At 62.2% G+C, this 17,279-nt stretch carries 12 protein-coding genes and 2 tRNA genes; 4 read left to right on the forward strand and 10 right to left on the reverse strand.

Annotation, left to right across the window (positions count from 1 at the left end; genetic code table 11):
• Positions 1 to 46: 46 nt before the first annotated feature.
• The 10 genes from NRG23_RS16340 to rnr all read right to left on the reverse strand — a co-directional run bounded on the left by NRG23_RS16340 (position 47) and on the right by rnr (position 13,890).
• Positions 47 to 3,322, reverse strand: a complete 3,276-nt coding sequence (locus tag NRG23_RS16340) for a DUF2126 domain-containing protein (RefSeq protein ID WP_028683731.1) — start codon at positions 3,320 to 3,322, stop codon at positions 47 to 49.
• Between the two features lie 173 nt (positions 3,323 to 3,495).
• On the reverse strand, positions 3,496 to 4,014 hold the full coding sequence (locus tag NRG23_RS16345; RefSeq protein WP_038630469.1) for a hypothetical protein: 519 nt from the start codon (positions 4,012 to 4,014) through the stop codon (positions 3,496 to 3,498).
• A gap of 111 nt (positions 4,015 to 4,125) precedes the next feature.
• Entirely contained in the window at positions 4,126 to 6,426 is a 2,301-nt protein-coding gene (locus tag NRG23_RS16350; protein WP_009046699.1) for a YgiQ family radical SAM protein, read from the reverse strand.
• 192 nt (positions 6,427 to 6,618) lie between these two features.
• On the reverse strand, positions 6,619 to 8,016 hold the full coding sequence (gene dnaB / locus NRG23_RS16355; protein WP_007921486.1) for a replicative DNA helicase: 1,398 nt from the start codon (positions 8,014 to 8,016) through the stop codon (positions 6,619 to 6,621).
• 134 nt (positions 8,017 to 8,150) lie between these two features.
• The gene (gene rplI / locus NRG23_RS16360; RefSeq protein ID WP_007921484.1) at positions 8,151 to 8,597 is read right to left on the reverse strand and encodes a 50S ribosomal protein L9; all 447 of its coding nucleotides are present in this window, start codon (positions 8,595 to 8,597) and stop codon (positions 8,151 to 8,153) included.
• A gap of 21 nt (positions 8,598 to 8,618) precedes the next feature.
• Positions 8,619 to 9,518: a hypothetical protein gene (locus NRG23_RS16365; protein ID WP_009046698.1), complete on the reverse strand. Its 900-nt coding sequence runs from the start codon at positions 9,516 to 9,518 to the stop codon at positions 8,619 to 8,621.
• Between the two features lie 36 nt (positions 9,519 to 9,554).
• Entirely contained in the window at positions 9,555 to 9,785 is a 231-nt protein-coding gene (gene rpsR, locus NRG23_RS16370) for a 30S ribosomal protein S18 (RefSeq protein ID WP_002551829.1), read from the reverse strand.
• A 28-nt stretch (positions 9,786 to 9,813) separates the two neighbouring features.
• On the reverse strand, positions 9,814 to 10,239 hold the full coding sequence (rpsF, locus tag NRG23_RS16375; protein WP_007921481.1) for a 30S ribosomal protein S6: 426 nt from the start codon (positions 10,237 to 10,239) through the stop codon (positions 9,814 to 9,816).
• A gap of 280 nt (positions 10,240 to 10,519) precedes the next feature.
• Entirely contained in the window at positions 10,520 to 11,287 is a 768-nt protein-coding gene (gene rlmB, locus NRG23_RS16380) for a 23S rRNA (guanosine(2251)-2'-O)-methyltransferase RlmB (protein WP_257371420.1), read from the reverse strand.
• The gene (rnr, locus tag NRG23_RS16385) at positions 11,284 to 13,890 is read right to left on the reverse strand and encodes a ribonuclease R (RefSeq protein WP_009046696.1); all 2,607 of its coding nucleotides are present in this window, start codon (positions 13,888 to 13,890) and stop codon (positions 11,284 to 11,286) included. The genes rlmB and rnr overlap by 4 nt, the downstream gene beginning before the upstream one ends.
• Before the next feature lie 224 nt (positions 13,891 to 14,114).
• On the opposite strand from rnr, the gene NRG23_RS16390 reads away from it, so the two are divergent.
• From NRG23_RS16390 to NRG23_RS16405, 4 genes are all read left to right on the forward strand, one after another.
• Positions 14,115 to 14,201: transfer RNA gene (locus NRG23_RS16390), tRNA-Leu, on the forward strand.
• Positions 14,202 to 14,371: 170 nt separating this feature from the next.
• Positions 14,372 to 14,458 (forward strand) — tRNA-Leu (locus tag NRG23_RS16395).
• Between the two features lie 207 nt (positions 14,459 to 14,665).
• Positions 14,666 to 15,691, forward strand: a complete 1,026-nt coding sequence (locus tag NRG23_RS16400; RefSeq protein WP_257371421.1) for an extracellular solute-binding protein — start codon at positions 14,666 to 14,668, stop codon at positions 15,689 to 15,691.
• A complete protein-coding gene (locus tag NRG23_RS16405; RefSeq protein ID WP_257371422.1) occupies positions 15,691 to 17,256 on the forward strand; it encodes an iron ABC transporter permease in 1,566 nt (521 codons plus the stop codon). Before NRG23_RS16400 ends, NRG23_RS16405 begins: the two co-directional genes overlap by 1 nt.
• The last annotated feature ends 23 nt before the right edge of the window (positions 17,257 to 17,279 follow it).

Raw genomic sequence — 17,279 nt, forward strand, 5'->3', positions numbered from 1 at the left:
ACACATGACGCCCGGATATGCGAAACATCCGGGCGTCGCGTCTGCTTTAGAAACGTCGCAAATCGAGTGTCATCGGCAACTCGTCGTTGATCGTCAGGCTCGGCACCGACAAGGTGCCGGGGCTATGCCCCAGGCGGAAGAAGCGCGCCATGCGGCGGCTTTCGGCTTCGTTGGCATTCACCGGCAGGCTGTCGTAGTTGCGCCCGCCCGGGTGGGCTACGTGGTACTGGCAACCGCCCAGGGAGCGCTGCATCCAGGTGTCGAGCAGGTCGAACACCAGGGGCGCGTGCACCGGGATGGTCGGTTGCAGGCAGTTGAAGGGCTGCCAGGCCCGATAGCGCACCCCAGCGACAAACTCCCCGACCCGCCCGGTAGGCTGCAGCGGCACCGCGACGCCGTTGCAGGTCAACAGGTAGCGCTGCGGCGCCAACCCGGTGAGCTTGACTTGCAGACGCTCCAGCGACGAATCGACATAACGCACCGTGCCGCCACCGGAGCCCTCCTCCCCCAGCACATGCCAAGGCTCCAGGGCCTGGCGCAGTTCCAGCTCGACCCCGCCAACCGCGTAATCGCCGACCTTGGGGAAACGGAACTCCAGGTGCGCGGCGAACCACTCGGCGCGCAGCGGATAGCCGGCGGCGTTGAGCTCGACTATGACGTCGGCGAAGTCCTGCTCGATAAAGTGCGGCAACAGGAAGCGGTCGTGCAGCTCGGTACCCCAGCGCGCCAGCTTGGCTGGCGCATAGGGCTCGCGCCAGAAGCGCGCGACCAAGGCCCGCAGCAACAGTTGCTGGGCCAGGCTCATGCGCGCATGGGGCGGCATTTCAAAGGCGCGCAGTTCCAGCAGGCCCAGGCGCCCGGTGGCGCCGTCCGGCGAGTACAGCTTGTCGATGCAGAACTCGGCGCGGTGGGTGTTGCCGGTAACGTCGATCAGCAGGTTGCGCAGCAGCCGGTCGACCAGCCACGGCGGGCACTCCTCGCCCGGTTCGGGCATCTGTGCGAAGGCGATTTCCAGCTCGTACAAGGCATCGTTGCGTGCCTCGTCGACCCGCGGCGCCTGGGAGGTCGGGCCGATGAACAGCCCGGAGAACAGATAGGACAACGACGGATGGTTGTGCCAATAGCTGATCAGGCTGCGCAACAGATCCGGCCGGCGCAGGAACGGCGAATCCGCCGGCGTCGCGCCGCCCAGCACGAAGTGGTTGCCGCCGCCGGTGCCGGTGTGGCGCCCATCGATCATGAATTTCTCGGTGGTCAGGCGGGTCTGCCGGGCTTCCTCGTAGAGGAATTCGGTGCGCTCCACCAGCTCGTCCCAACTGGCGGACGGCTGCACGTTGACCTCGATCACGCCCGGATCGGGGGTGACGCGGAAGTTGCTCAGCCGTGGATCGCTCGGCGGCTCGTAGCCCTCCAGCAGCACCGGGCAATGCAGCTCCTCGGCGGTGGCCTCGATGGCGCTGACCAGCTCCAAGTAATCCTCCAGGCGCTCCAGGGGCGGCATGAACAGGTACAACCGCCCACCCCGCGCCTCGGCACAGAACGCGGTGCGGGTCAGCCAGTCGGCGGACTGGTCGATCTGCGGCACCCGCTCATCGGCCTCGGCCGCCTCGCCATGTTCACGCAGTTGCGCGCTGTCCGGCAGCTCGGGCAGCTCCTGGTTCGGGTCGGTGGGGTGCACATAGGGGTATTCCGCCGCCGTCACCCAGGGCTGGGACGCCAGCGGCAGGCGATAACCCAGAGGCGAATCCCCCGGGACCAGCCGGCAATGGCTGTCGCGCAGGTACCAACGGCCGCTCTGCCACTGGTCGCCCTTGGCCGTGCGGGCCAGCGGCAGGACCTGGCCGATGACCTTGTCCAGGCCCTGGCTGAAGACCTTGCGCAGGCGCGCGCGCTCCAGTTCGTCCGCCAGCCGTGAATCCTCGGCAGTCACGTTCTGCGGCAAGGTACCTTCGCGCCACAGGTAATAGAAATTGTCTTCATAGGCCGGGAACACGAAGCGCGGCGGCAGCTTCAGGCGTTCGGCGACGCTGGCCAGGAAACGCCCGGCCAGTTCGCTGTCGGCGCCGTAGTCTTCGTGTTCGTCGGCAATCAGCGCGGCGTTGTGCCAGATCGGCACGCCATCGCGGCGCCAGTAGCAGTTCAGCGACCAGCGCGGCAGTTGCTCGCCCGGGTACCACTTGCCCTGGCCGAAATGCACCAGGCCCTTGGGCGCGTAGTGGTTGCGCATGCGCTGGAACAGCTCGGCGGACAGCCGGCGCTTGTTCGGTCCGAGGGCCGCGGTGTTCCATTCGGCGCCATCCGGGTCGTCGATCGAAACGAAGGTCGGTTCGCCGCCCATGGTCAGGCGCACGTCGCCTTCCAACAGATCGGCATCGATCTGTCGGCCCAGGGCCTGGATCGCCAGCCATTGCTCTTCGGTGTAGGGCTTGGTGACCCGCGGCGCTTCCCAGACCCGCTCCACCGACATCTGGTGGCTGAACTCGCATTCGCAAGGCTCCACCAGGCCGCTGATCGGCGCCGCCGAGGACGGATCGGGGCTGCAGGCCAACGGGATATGGCCTTCCCCGGCAAACAGCCCGGAGGTGGCGTCCAGGCCAATCCAGCCGGCGCCGGGCAGGTACACCTCGCACCAGGCATGCAGGTCGGTGAAATCCACCTCGGTGCCGGACGGGCCGTCGAGGGATTTGACGTCGGCGGTCAGCTGGATCAGGTAGCCGGAAACAAACCGCGCCGCCAGCCCCAGGTTGCGTAGCAGCTGCACCAACAGCCAGGCGGAGTCGCGGCAGGAGCCGGAAGCCTTGTCCAGGGTCTGCTCGGGCGTCTGCACGCCCGGCTCCATGCGGATCAGGTAGCCGATGTCTTCGCTCAGACGCTGGTTCATGCCCACCAGGAAATCCACCGCCGGCATCGGCGTGCGGTCGATGCCCTCAAGGTAAGCCTTGAACTTCGGTGTCAGCGGCAGGGTTTCCAGGTAAGGCGCCAGTTCCCGCTGCTCATCGGCGGCGTAGGCGAAGGGAATCTTCTCTGCATAGGGTTCGAGGAAGAAGTCGAACGGATTGAACACCGCCATCTCCGCCAGCAGATCGACTTCGATGCGCAGCTCGTCGGTCTTTTCCGGGAAGACCAGGCGCGCCAGGTAGTTGCCCTGGGGGTCCTGCTGCCAATTGATGAAGTGCTGCTCGGGCTGGACCTTCAGCGCATAGGAGAGAATCCGCGTGCGGCTATGGGCCGCCGGACGCAGGCGAACAATCTGTGGGCCGAGTTCGACCGCGCGGTCGTAGCGGTAATGCGTGACATGGTGCAATGCGACATGGATCGACACGGCGTGCCTCCTGCGGACCTGGACGTACACGAGAGCGCGCAAGACTTATGCCAGGGCACCAGTCCCGGCGCTTTCCCCGACTGCTGTGGGCAGTACAGCACCAAAAGCGAGCGGCGCGTGCTTTAGCGTGCGCAGGGTTGCACATAAATGTGGCGACAGGATGTAACCGGCGGTCAGCGCACCCGCTTCAGGCCGGCTTCCAGTCGCTGCAGGCGCCGGCGTTTGCGCGCCGCCACTTGCAGCACCTTGAGCCCGCGCTGGTAGCGCCGGGTGCTCATCAGGTACAGGCCGGTCAGGGGGATGCACAGGACAAAGGCCGGGAAAAGGCGCTGGCGGGAATCCAGCAGGACCAGCAGCGCGCACGCCAGGCAGAACACCAATGCGCCGAACAAGGCCCAGGCCCCGCGCGGGTAGCCGCGGATCACCAGCAGGAAACACAGGCTCATCAGCAGGCCAACGCCCAGCATGGCCATCGCGGCGTAGTTGGCGACCTGGAAGTCCCGGGGAAAATACAGATGGGGCACCTGCGCGGCGGTCAGCGAGACGCTGAAGATCGTCGTCATCATCACTGCGATATGAATCACCCCGAAGCGCCGCACATAGGGCTGCCAGGCAAGCCATTCGGCGGTCTTGAGGCGCAGCAGCTTGTCTTCGATCTGCTGTTGTTGCGGGGTTTTCCTGCGACGTAACACGCTGCTCTTCCTTGAGTCGATGCCAATCCTGGGGCGCACCTTAACAAACCCGAACGGCGAAATGCACAACGCCAACCCTGGGGTTGGCGTTGTGTCTGCACAGCAGCTGCCTTAGCGGGGCACGACCGGTTTGCGGGTCGGCTTCTTGCCTTTGCCCTTGGCCGCATCCGTGCGTTCCTTGGCGGCCTGCTTGTTGCGGGCCATCGCGGCGGCCTTGGCCTGTTCGCGCTTGTCCCACGGGTTGCCGCCGTCGCTGCCACGCGGTGGCAGGCCGGTGTGCTGGGTGAGGATCCGGGTGGTTTCCTTGGCCACTTTGTGGCTGCCAGCCGGCGTCGAGTTCTTGCGACGGGCGCTCTGGTAGCTGTCGGTAGCCGGCTGATGCAGCGGAATCAGCTGGTGCTTGCCCGGCCCGATCAGGTCGGCGCGGCCCATGCGGGTCAGTGCTTCACGCAGCATCGGCCAGCCTTTCGGATCGTGGTAACGCAGGAACGCCTTGTGCAGGCGCCGCTGCTCCTCGCTCTTGACGATGGTCACCCCGTCACTCTTGTAGGTGACCTTGCGCAGCGGGTTCTTGCCCGAGTGGTACATGGCGGTGGCGGTGGCCATCGGCGACGGGTAGAACGCTTGCACCTGGTCGGCGCGGAAACCGTTGCCCTTGAGCCACAGGGCCAGGTTCATCATGTCTTCGTCGGTGGTGCCCGGGTGCGCGGCGATGAAGTAAGGAATCAGGTACTGCTCCTTGCCTGCTTCCTTGGAGTACTTCTCGAACATCCGCTTGAACCGGTCGTAGGTACCGATGCCCGGTTTCATCATCTGGTTGAGCGGACCTTCCTCGGTGTGTTCCGGGGCGATCTTCAGGTAGCCACCGACGTGGTGAGTCACCAGTTCCTTGACGTACTCCGGCGACTCGACCGCGAGGTCGTAGCGCAGGCCGGAAGCGATCAGGATCTTCTTCACCCCCGGCAAGGCGCGGGCGCTGCGATACAGCTGGATCAGCGACGAGTGATCGGTGTTCAGGTTCGGGCAGATGCCAGGGAACACGCAGGACGGCTTGCGGCACGCGGATTCGATTTCCGGGCTCTTGCAGGCGATGCGGTACATGTTCGCGGTCGGGCCGCCGAGGTCGGAGATGACCCCGGTAAAACCTGGAACCTTGTCGCGAATCTCTTCGATCTCGCGAATGATCGACTCTTCGGAACGGTTCTGGATGATCCGCCCTTCGTGCTCGGTGATCGAGCAGAAGGTGCAGCCGCCAAAGCAGCCCCGCATGATGTTCACCGAGAAACGGATCATGTCGTAGGCCGGGATCTTCTCCTTGCCGTACGCCGGGTGCGGGATGCGCTGATACGGCATGCCGAACACGTAGTCCATCTCTTCGGTGGTCATCGGGATGGGTGGCGGGTTGAACCAGACGTCGATCTCGCCATGCTTCTGCACCAGCGCACGGGCGTTGCCCGGGTTGGTTTCCAGATGCAGCACGCGGTTGGCGTGGGCGTAGAGCACCGGATCGTTACGCACCTTTTCCATCGACGGCAGGCGGATCACGGTCTTGTCCCGGGTCATCTTCGGGCTGGCCAGGATCTGCACGACCTTGGCTTCCTGAGGGTCTTCCACCGGCCCCTTCTCTTGCTCGATGGCGCAGGCGGCGGTGTCCTGGGTGTTGACGTAGGGGTTGATGATCTTGTCGATCTTGCCCGGACGGTCGATACGCGTGGAGTCCACTTCGTACCAGCCCTGCGGCGTGTCACGGCGAATGAACGCGGTGCCGCGCACATCGGTGATGTCTTCGATCTTGTGCCCGTAGGACAGGCGCTGGGCAACTTCAACAATCGCCCGCTCGGCGTTGCCGTAGAGCAGGATGTCGGCGCTGGCGTCGATCAGGATCGAGTTGCGCACCCGGTCCTGCCAGTAGTCGTAGTGGGCGATGCGGCGCAAGGAGGCTTCGATGCCGCCCAGGACGATCGGCACGTGCTTGTAGGCTTCCTTGCAGCGCTGGCTGTAGACCAGGCTGGCGCGGTCCGGACGCTTGCCCGCCAGGCCACCGGGGGTGTAGGCGTCGTCGGAACGGATTTTCTTGTCCGCGGTGTAGCGGTTGATCATCGAATCCATGTTGCCGGCCGCGACGCCGAAGAACAGGTTCGGCTCGCCGAGCTTCATGAAGTCGTCTTTGGACTGCCAGTTCGGCTGGGCAATGATCCCGACGCGGAAGCCCTGGGACTCCAGCAGCCGGCCGATGATCGCCATGCCGAACGACGGGTGATCGACGTAGGCATCACCAGTGACGATGATGATGTCGCAGGAATCCCAGCCGAGCTGATCCATCTCCGCCCTGCTCATCGGCAGGAACGGCGCCGGCCCGAAACATTCGGCCCAGTACTTGGGATAGTCAAATAACGGCTTGGCTGCTTGCATGTCGATGACCGGTATAGGTGTAGATAAGGGCGCGTTTATTTACAGAGAAATTCGCGGGCGCGGAATATAGCACAAAAAATGACCAATTCCGACGACCATGGTCGGAAATCGGTGGGGCGTTTATCGCGGGCAAACCTCGCTCCCAGGAACACGATGACCTTGGAGGCTTGCCTGCGCTCGAGAGGCCGGGCCTTACTCGTCGTCGTCGAAGTTGTAGCTGCCCGGCGCGAGGTTCTCGAAGCGGGTGTACTTGCCGATGAACGCCAGGCGGATAAAGCCGATCGGGCCGTTCCGCTGCTTGCCGATGATGATTTCGGCAATGCCCTTGTGCTCGGTCTCGGGGTGATACACCTCGTCCCGGTACACGAACATGATGACGTCGGCGTCCTGCTCGATCGCTCCGGATTCCCGCAAGTCGGAGTTCACCGGGCGCTTGTTCGGACGCTGCTCGAGGGAGCGGTTGAGCTGGGACAGGGCCACTACCGGGCAGTTGAATTCCTTGGCCAGGGCCTTGAGGGAACGGGAGATCTCGGAAATCTCGTTGGTTCGGTTGTCGCCACTGGAACCTGGGATCTGCATCAACTGCAGGTAGTCGATCATGATCAGGGCGATGTCGCCGTGCTCACGCACCAGACGGCGGGTCCGCGCGCGCATTTCCGAGGGGCTGATACCCGCGGTGTCGTCGATGAACAGCTTGCGATCATTGAGCAGGTTGACCGCCGAGGTCAGGCGCGGCCAGTCGTCGTCTTCCAGCTGGCCGGAACGCACTTTGGTCTGGTCGATACGGCCGAGGGACGACAGCATACGCATGATCAGCGATTCGCCTGGCATCTCGAGGGAGTACACCAGCACCGCCTTGTCGCTGCGCAGCACGGCGTTTTCCACCAGGTTCATGGCAAAGGTGGTCTTACCCATGGACGGACGGCCGGCGACGATGATCAGGTCGGCTGGCTGCAGGCCGCTGGTCTTCTCGTCAAGGTCGGTGTAGCCGGTGGAAAGGCCGGTGATGGCGTTGTCGGTGTTGAACAAGGTGTCGATGCGGTCGATGGCCTTGGTCAGCAACTCGTTGACACCCACCGGGCCGCCGGTCTTCGGACGCGCCTCGGCGATCTGGAAGATCTGCCGCTCGGCTTCGTCGAGGATCTCTTCGGCGGTGCGGCCTTCGGGGTTGAAGGCGCTGTCGGCGATCTCGGTGCTGATGCCGATCAACTGGCGCAGGGTGGCGCGCTGGCGAACGATCTGCGCATAGGCCTTGATGTTGGCCACCGACGGCGTGTTCTTCGCCAGTTCGCCCAGGTACCCCAGGCCGCCGACCTGGGACGTCTGGCCTTCCTTGTCCAGCTGTTCGGACAGGGTCACGACGTCGATCGGCATGTTCTGATCGGCCAGTTTGGCGATCGCGCGGAAAATCAAACGGTGGTCATGCCGATAGAAGTCGCCGTCGGAGACTTGATCGAGCACCCGCTCCCAGGCGTTGTTGTCCAGCATCAGACCACCGAGCACGGCCTGTTCGGCCTCGATGGAATGTGGCGGCACCTTCAGGGCAGCGGTTTGCAGATCGTATTGCTCGGGAGCGGAGATATCGTTCATGGCCACTTGGTTTTTTAGGAAAAGCAGGGGTTTGAAAAACTGAGGGTACAGAAAGACAAAGGGCACGACCTGTAAACAGGATCGTGCCCGATGTTACCGGCTAGCTCCCGAGGGTGCCAGCCGACAAGTACTGCTTAAGCTGCTACCACGACAACGCGCACGGTGGCTTCAACTTCGGCGTGCAGGTGCACGGCTACGTCGAATTCACCTACGTTGCGGATGGTGCCGTTCGGCAGACGAACTTCGCTTTTTGCCACTTCAACGCCGGAGGCGGTCAGTGCATCAGCGATGTCGTGGGTGCCGATCGAACCGAACAGCTTGCCTTCGTCACCAGCGGTGGCAGTGATAGTCACTTCCAGCTCAGCCAGTTGGGCAGCGCGAGTTTCGGCAGAAGCCTTTTTCTCTGCAGCCAGTTTTTCCAGCTCGGCACGACGCGCTTCGAACGCAGCCAGGTTGGCAGCGGTAGCAGCGGTGGCTTTGCCGAAAGGCAGCAGGTAGTTACGGCCGTAACCAGCCTTAACGTTTACCTTATCGCCCAGGTTGCCCAGGTTGGCGATTTTTTCCAGCAGGATCAGTTCCATTTGGTAATAACCTCTTAACTTTTAACCTTCACCGTTCGCAGAGCCGTTATCAGCGTCTTTCGGCGCCGAACGACCGCGAAAATCAATCAGGCTGTCGACTATGGCCAACACCACGAGCAACGGATAGATCAGCTGCATAAACAGCAACAGCGTTACGTACAACCCCACCAGCCAGAACCTGGCCAGTCGCCCTTGCGCCACCAGCCCGTGAATCAGGGCCAGCCCGGCGAACACCAGCGGTACGCTGCACAACGGCGTCAGCATCGCCATCTGTGGACCGAGATTCGGTCCCAGCAGCATGCAGGCCAGCAGCAACATCGCCAGTCCCAGCGGGAGCTTGATAGCGCGAAACTCGCGCCCAAAACCACCCGGGTTGTACAACAACGCCTGCCAGTAGCGCCCGACAATCAGGCTCAGCACACTGACGACCTGCAACAAAGCCGCTATCAGGCCGGTCAGGACCGGTGCAATCAGTGAGGCAAGACGAGCCTGCTCTTCAACCGACAACTGCTGGTAGAGATCACCGAGGGCCAGCGGCAGGATTTTTACCAACTCCTGCGAGAGCATCTCGATCTGGGGGCGGTAAGCCACACCCAGCACTCCAGCAAACACCAGGCCCAGCGCTATGCTGACCAGCAGCACACGGTTCCAGGATTCGCTTGCGCGCAAAACCAACGCAAGGCCCGAAGACCCCAGCAGCACCATGAGTGCGCGTGGATCGCCGGAATACAGCCACCAGAACAGTGCCGGCAGCAATCCCAGGGCGAGGACACCAAGGGCGTCGCTCAAACCGCGCCGCAGGAGCACCAGGCTTCCCGCAGCAGCACCCAACCAATACAACAACGGCAATGCCGCACATCCGGCCACTACCAGAGTGGCCTGCATACGGCCGCGCATGATGAACTCAGCTAAGGCGCGCATGCATTCAATCCCTTACTACTTGTCGACTGCCCGGTCTCAGCGGCCGTGGCTGTCGGTGTAGGCCAGCAGGGCCAGGAAGCGGGCGCGCTTGATAGCGGTGGCCAGCTGACGCTGATAACGAGCTTTGGTACCGGTGATACGGCTTGGAACGATTTTGCCGGTCTCGGATACGTAGGCTTTCAGGGTGTTGAGATCTTTGTAATCGATCTCTTTCACGTCTTCAGCGGTGAAGCGGCAGAATTTACGACGACGGAAGAAACGTGCCATGTAATTGGCTCCTCAAAAGGTCCGTGGATTACTCGTCAGCGTTATCGCTGGCGTCGCTGTTATCGCTGTCATCGCCATCGGCGCTGTCAGAATGCTCAGGACGGTCACGACGCTCACGGCGCTCACTGCGGTTCTCTTCAGCCTTGAGCATCTCGGATTGGCCAGTGATGGCTTCTTCGCGACGGATGACCAGGTTACGGATCACAGCATCGTTGTAACGGAAGTTGTCTTCCAGCTCAGCCAGGGCTTTACCGGTGCACTCAACGTTCAGCATCACGTAGTGAGCCTTGTGAACATTGTTGATTGCGTAGGCCAGTTGACGACGGCCCCAGTCTTCCAGACGGTGGATTTTGCCGCCGTCTTCTTCGATCAGCTTGGTGTAACGCTCAACCATGCCGCCGACTTGCTCGCTCTGGTCAGGGTGGACCAGAAAGATGATTTCGTAATGACGCATGAATGCTCCTTACGGGTTGTAGCCTGCCGCTCAAAAGCGGTCAGACAAGGAGTGAATGACACTTGTGTGTCTTGCCAGAGATAGGCACATATGCGCCTGCCGCAACGGCAAGGGGCGCAATTGTAGAGAAGGGGCAACAGCGGCGCAAGGCAATTGGTGATTATTTGAACAATTGGCCGCCAGGGCACGCCAAACCTGCCGGACGGGCCTGCTCACGATTGCGGCACCTCAGTCGGGCCGCTATCGCGAGCAAGCTCGCACCTGCATGGAGGGAGGAAACTCAGACCTTCTTGGCTGTGCTCTTGGCCTTGGCCGCACGCTGGCGCGTGGCCTCGAACAGGCACACGCCGGTAGCCACGGAAACGTTGAGACTGCTGACGCTACCGGCCATCGGCAGGCGAACCAGGAAATCGCAATGCTCACGGGTGAGGCGACGCATACCCTTGCCTTCGGCGCCCATGATCAGGATGGTCGGCCCGGTCAGGTCCTGGTCATACAGCTCCTGTTCGGCTTCACCAGCCGTGCCAACAACCCACAGGCCGCGCTGCTGGAGCTTTTCCAAGGTGCGCGCGAGGTTGGTCACGGCCACCAGCGGAATCACTTCCGCAGCGCCGCACGCCACTTTACGCACGGTCGGGGTCAAGGTCGCCGATTTGTCTTTCGGCACCAGCACCGCCAGCGCACCGGCCGCATCGGCGGTACGCAGGCAGGCGCCGAGGTTGTGCGGGTCGGTCACACCGTCCAGCACGAGCAGCAGCGGCGCGCCTTCGGTACGGTCGAGCAGCTCATCGAGCATCGCCTCGCCCCAGACCTGGCTTGGACTTACTTCAGCCACGACACCCTGGTGAACGCCCTCGACCCAGGCATCCATTTCACGACGCTCGGCCTGGCCGACCGCCACGCGATTCTGCCCGGCCAGGTCCACCAGCACCTGCACGCGCGGATCGCTGCGGCCTTCGGCCAGCCAGATCTGCTTGACGCGCTTGGGGTGGTGACGCAGCAATGCTTCCACAGCGTGCACGCCGTAGATCTTTTCCAACTGACTCATGACTTGGCCTTGGGTTTACGTGCCCCGCCGCTTTTCGCCGCAGGACCTGCGCCCGCTTTCGGCGGACCTTTACGATGTTTGCTCGGTTTGCTGGACGCCGGCTTTCCGGACTTTCCCCCAGACGCCGCTTTACCACCGCTTTTGGCTTCGGCCAGCAACGCCTGCTTCATTTCCCGGCTCTTGCGCACTTCGGCGTTTTTCGCCGCGGCATCGCTGGAGCGGTAGGCCTCGACCGGCTTCTCCTTGGCCGGACCACGGCGCCCGGCCTTGGCTGGAGCTGGCTCGGCAGCAGTCTTGGCCGGAGGCACGTCGACAGCGCCGCGTTTCTTGCGACCGATCGGCGCGCTGATGGTTTTTTCCGCCATCTCGAAGTCGATCTTGCGCTCGTCCAGGTCGACGCGCATGACCCGCACTTCCACGCTGTCACCCAGGCGGAAGCTGCGACCGGTGCGCTCGCCCGCCAGGCGGTGATGCACAGGATCGAAGTGGTAGTAATCGCCCGGCAGCGCCGTGACATGCACCAGACCTTCGACATAGATATCGGTCAGTTCGACGAACAGACCAAAACCGGTCACCGCGGTGATCACACCAGGGAACGACTCGCCCACGCGATCCTTCATGTACTCGCACTTGAGCCAGTTCACCACGTCGCGGGTCGCTTCGTCGGCACGCCGCTCGCTCATCGAGCACTGCTCGCCAAGCTGCTCGAGAACCGCCTCGTCGTACGGATAGATGCGCGCCTTTGGAATGGTCATCGCACCGGCACGACGTACGTGAGGGGTGTTCTGCTTGGAGTGGATGACACTGCGAATCGCCCGGTGCGTCAGCAGGTCCGGGTAACGACGAATCGGCGAGGTGAAGTGGGTATAGGCTTCGTAGTTCAGGCCGAAGTGGCCCTGATTGTCAGCGCTGTACACCGCCTGGCTCAACGAGCGCAGCATCACGGTCTGGATCAGGTGGAAATCCGGGCGATCCTTGATGCTTTCCAGCAGTGCCTGGTAGTCCTTCGGCGTCGGGCCGTCCTTGCCTTTATGCAGGGACAGGCCGAGCTCGCCGAGGAAGGCGCGCAGTTTTTCCAGGCGCTCTGGCGGCGGGCCGTCGTGGACGCGATAGAGCGCAGGAATTTCGTGCTTCTTGAGGAATTCGGCGGTGGCCACGTTGGCCGCCAGCATGCATTCCTCAATCAGCTTGTGCGCATCGTTGCGGGTAGTCGGGCGAATTTCGGCGATCTTGCGCTCGGAACCGAAGATGATCCGGGTTTCCTGGGTCTCGAAATCGATGGCGCCACGGGTATGACGAGCACCGAGCAGCACCTTGTACAGCGCATAAAGCTGCTTGAGGTGCGGCACAACATCGGCGTATTCGCCGCGCAGTTGCTTGGCCTCGCTGGTTTTCGGCTGCTCGAGGATAGTACTGACCTTGTTGTAGGTCAGTCGCGCCTTGGAGTGGATCACCGCTTCGTAGAACTGGTAGTCGGTCATCTCGCCGGACTTGGAGATGGTCATCTCGCACACCATGGCGAGACGATCGACTTTCGGGTTCAGCGAGCACAGGCCGTTGGACAACTGCTCCGGTAGCATCGGCACCACGCGCTCGGGGAAGTACACCGAGTTGCCGCGTACCTGAGCCTCGGCATCCAGCGCCGAACCGATCTTCACGTAACTGGAAACGTCGGCAATCGCCACGTACAGCTTCCAGCCACCGCCGAACAGGCGCAGCTTGCCAGGCTTGGCTTCGCAATAGACCGCATCGTCGAAGTCGCGAGCGTCTTCACCGTCGATGGTGACGAACGGCAGATCGCGCAGGTCGATGCGTTTCTCTTTGTCCTTATCTTCGACTTCCGGCTTGAGCTTGCCGGCTTCCTTCAGTACCGCTTCAGGCCAGACGTGAGGAATATCGTAGGTGCGCAAGGCAACATCGATTTCCATGCCCGGGGCCATGTAGTTGCCCACGACCTCGACCACGTCGCCTTGCGGCTGGAAGCGCGGAGTCGGCCAGTGGGTGATCTTCACCTCGACGAACTGGCCAATCTTGGCGCCGGCATTGCGGCCCGGGGTCACCAGCACTTCCTGCTGGATCTTCGGGTTGTCCGCCACCACAAAACCAATGCCGCCCTCTTCGAAGTAACGGCCGACAATGCTCTCGTGAGCACGGGACACCACTTCAACGATCATGCCTTCGCGGCGACCACGGCGATCCAGACCGGAAACCCGGGCCAGCGCGCGGTCGCCATCGAACACCAGGCGCATCTGCGCCGGGCTCATGAACAGGTCGTCGCTGCCGTCATCGGGCACCAGGAAGCCGAAGCCATCACGGTGACCGCTGATGCGGCCGAGGATCAGGTCGAGCTTGTCCACCGGCGCATAAGTGCCGCGACGGGTGTAGATCAGTTGGGCATCGCGCTCCATGGCGCGCAGGCGGCGACGCAGGGCTTCGATCTGGTCTTCTGTGGTCAGACCAAACTCTTCGACCAGCTGTTCGCGATTAGCAGGCGAACCCCGATCAGCAAGGTGCTGAAGGATCAGTTCGCGGCTAGGGATAGGGTTTTCATATTTTTCCGCTTCACGAGCGGCCTCGGGATCGAGGGACTGCCAATCGGCCATTAGATAAATTTCACCTTGTCTATATGCGGGTTAGTTTGGCATACGCGTATTGAAACGGGAAATTTCAGGCTAAGACAGGCTCCGAAAAGTCCTTTCAAGGCTTCAGAAGCATCCTGTAAAAGCCGTCGGTGAATTTTTTTCAATATTTTCAAGATCAGGGGTTTACAGCTCAAAAGGTGGTCCGTATAGTGCGCGCCATCGACGACGGAGACGTTGCCGATACTGCCCAGATGGTGAAATTGGTAGACACGCCAGCTTCAGGTGCTGGTGGCCGCAAGGCCGTGGAAGTTCGAGTCTTCTTCTGGGCACCAATTCAGAGCTGCAGATCATTTGAATCTTCAGGCTCCTCCAAAAACCCGCGAAAGCGGGTTTTTGCATTCTAAGTGTTTGATTTATTGAATCTAAGTCAAAACAGGGCTTTACAGATTCAAAGGCGCTCCGTATAGTTCGCCCCATCAACAGCGGCAACGTTGCTGATACTGCCCAGATGGTGAAATTGGTAGACACGCCAGCTTCAGGTGCTGGTGGCCGCAAGGCCGTGGAAGTTCGAGTCTTCTTCTGGGCACCATATTCAAGCTTCACAGCATAGCTGTGAAGTCTCACAAAAACCCGCGAAAGCGGGTTTTTGCGTTTCTGGCCCATAACAATCATTTCTTCCTCCAAAGCGCCCCCCCCCTCCTCTCAGGGCTATCCAGCCCGTCAAGCCGCACATGAGAAACAATATCGTTTATGATTGTTACAAGTTTTTGCGGCACCACAGTGAGGAACCCTGCGAATGATGTTTAGAAACACCGCCCTTCCAACATCCCTTCTGCGTGGCTTGACCATCACTTTGCTGGGCCTGGCCCTGGCATCTCCACTCACTCAAGCAGCCGACCCGGTTTCCCTGACCCTCTACAACGGCCAGCACAAGGAAGTCGGCGACGCCATCGCCAAGGCCTTCGAGGCCAAGACCGGCATTCACGTCAATGTGCGCAAAGGCAGCAGCAACCAGCTTGCCAGCCAGGTCGTGGAAGAAGGCGAGCGCTCTCCCGCCGACGTGATTTACACCGAAGAATCGCCGCCCCTGAACAAACTCGGCGAGCAAGGCCTGCTGGCCAAGACCGATGCCGCGACCCTTGAAGTCCTACCCAAGGATTACGTCGCCGGCAACGGCACCTGGATCGGTATCACCGCCCGCGTCCGCGTGGTGGCGTTCAACCCGAAGCTGATCGACGAAAAGGACCTGCCGACATCGGTAATGGAGTTCTCCCAACCACAATGGCAAGGCAAGGTAGGCTTCGTTCCTACCAGCGGCGCGTTCCAGGAACAGGCCGTGGCAATCATCAAGCTGCACGGAATGGACGCCGCCGAGGAATGGCTGACCGGCCTGCGCGCCTTCGGCAAGACCTACAGCAATAACATGGTGGCCTTGAAGGCCGTGGAAAACGGCGAAGTCGCCACCGTGCTGGTGAACAACTATTACTGGTTCGCCCTGCAACGCGAAAAAGGCCAGCTGGACTCGAAGCTGCACTATTTCACCGGCGGCGATGCCGGCGGGCTGATCACCGTATCCAGTGCCGCAGTACTCAAGTCCAGCAAGCACCCCAAGGAAGCTCAGCAATTCCTCGCCTATATGGCCAACGAAGAAGGCCAGCGCGTGATCACCCAGACCACCGCCGAATACCCGCTGCGCAAAGGCCTGGAGTCGGATCGCGGCCTTAAGCCGTTCAGCGAGCTGCAAGCGCCAAAAGTCACCCCGGCCGACCTTGGCAATGCCGAAGAAGCCCTGGAACTGGAACGCGAAGTCGGCCTGAACTGATGAGCGCATCGCTGCCCGCCCCCGCCTCGCGCACAACCTACATACCGAGGCGCAAGGGGCCATCGATCTGGCTACTGCTACCAGTCCTGCTGCTGGTCGGACTCAGCCTGCTGCCATTGCTCTATGTCGGGCTCAAGGCTTGGCAGGCCGGCTGGGCCGAAGCCCTGCATCTGTTGTGGCGCCCCTATGTATTTGGCCTGCTGCGCAATACCTTGCTGCTGCTCACAGGTGTGACCGTCACCTGCGCCATCGTCGGCCTCTCCCTGGCCTGGCTGCTGGAGCGTAGCGACTTGCCGGGGCGGCACCTCTGGGGCGTGATCCTGTGCCTGCCCTTTGCCGTACCGGCCTTTGTCAGCAGTTTCACCTGGGTCTCCCTCAGTGCCAGCTTCGAAGGCCTGGCCGGGGCGATCCTGGTCATGAGCCTGTCCAAGTACCCACTGGTGTTCCTGCCTGTCGCGGCCACCCTGCGCAACCTCGACCCCTCTCTGGAGGAGTCGGCCCGCACCCTTGGGCAGCATCGCTGGGGCGTGTTCTTCCGGATCACCCTGCCCCTGCTCTGGCCGTCGCTGCTGGCCGGTTCATTGCTGATCGCCCTGCACATGCTGGTGGAGTTCGGCGCGCTGTCGATCATCGGCCTGCAAACCTTCACTACCGCGATCTATCAGCAGTTCGAGTTGGAGTTCAGCAACGCCAACGCGGCGATGCTTTCTGCCGTGTTGCTGGCGCTGTGCCTGGCCCTGCTGTGGCTGGAGTTGCGGGTTCGCGGCAAAGGCCGCCATGTGCGGACCGGCCAGGGCGCGGCGCGACATGCCGAGCAGGTACGCCTGGGCAAGTGGGCGATTGGTGGGCAACTGTACTGCGCGCTGCTGACCCTGATCGGCAGCGGCATTCCGCTGGGTATGCTGGCGTACTGGCTGGCCGTTGGCTCATCGGCCGCCTTCCCGGTAGCCGCCATCGGCGAAGCCCTGCTTTCCTCCCTGGCACTGTCGCTGGGTGGCGCGGCACTGTGCCTGGCGCTGGCGGTACCGGTCGGGCTGCTGGTGGTACGTCACAAGGGTCGCCTGGCCCTCTGGGCCGAACGCCTGCCCTACTTGCTGCACGCCCTGCCCGGCCTGGTGATTGCCCTGACACTGGTGTTCTTTGCCCTGCACTACGTGCCGGCGCTGTATCAGACCTCGGCCCTGCTGCTGATCGCCTACGCCCTGCTGTTCCTGCCCCTGGCGCAGGCACCGATCCGCACCGCCCTGAACAAGGCGGCGCCACAACTCGAGGACGCTGCCCGCACTCTCGGCGCCTCCTCATTCACGGCATTCTGCCGTGTGACCCTGCCGATCATTTTCCCCGCGTTGGGAGCCGCCTTCGCCCTGGTATTCCTGGATGCCATGAAGGAACTGACGGCCACCCTGCTGCTCAGCCCGACCGGGCTGAATACGCTGGCGACGGAAGTCTGGGCGCACACGGCGAATGTGGAGTTTGCAGCCGCAGCGCCTTATGCGGCGCTGTTGATTCTGGTATCGGGATTGCCGGTCTATCTGCTGACGACACGGATGTATCTGAGCCGTTGAGCCCGCTCCTACAGAAAGCCTTC

It is taken from the genome of Pseudomonas sp. T8 (assembly GCF_024610635.1).
Classification (GTDB): domain Bacteria; phylum Pseudomonadota; class Gammaproteobacteria; order Pseudomonadales; family Pseudomonadaceae; genus Aquipseudomonas; species Aquipseudomonas chlororaphis_I.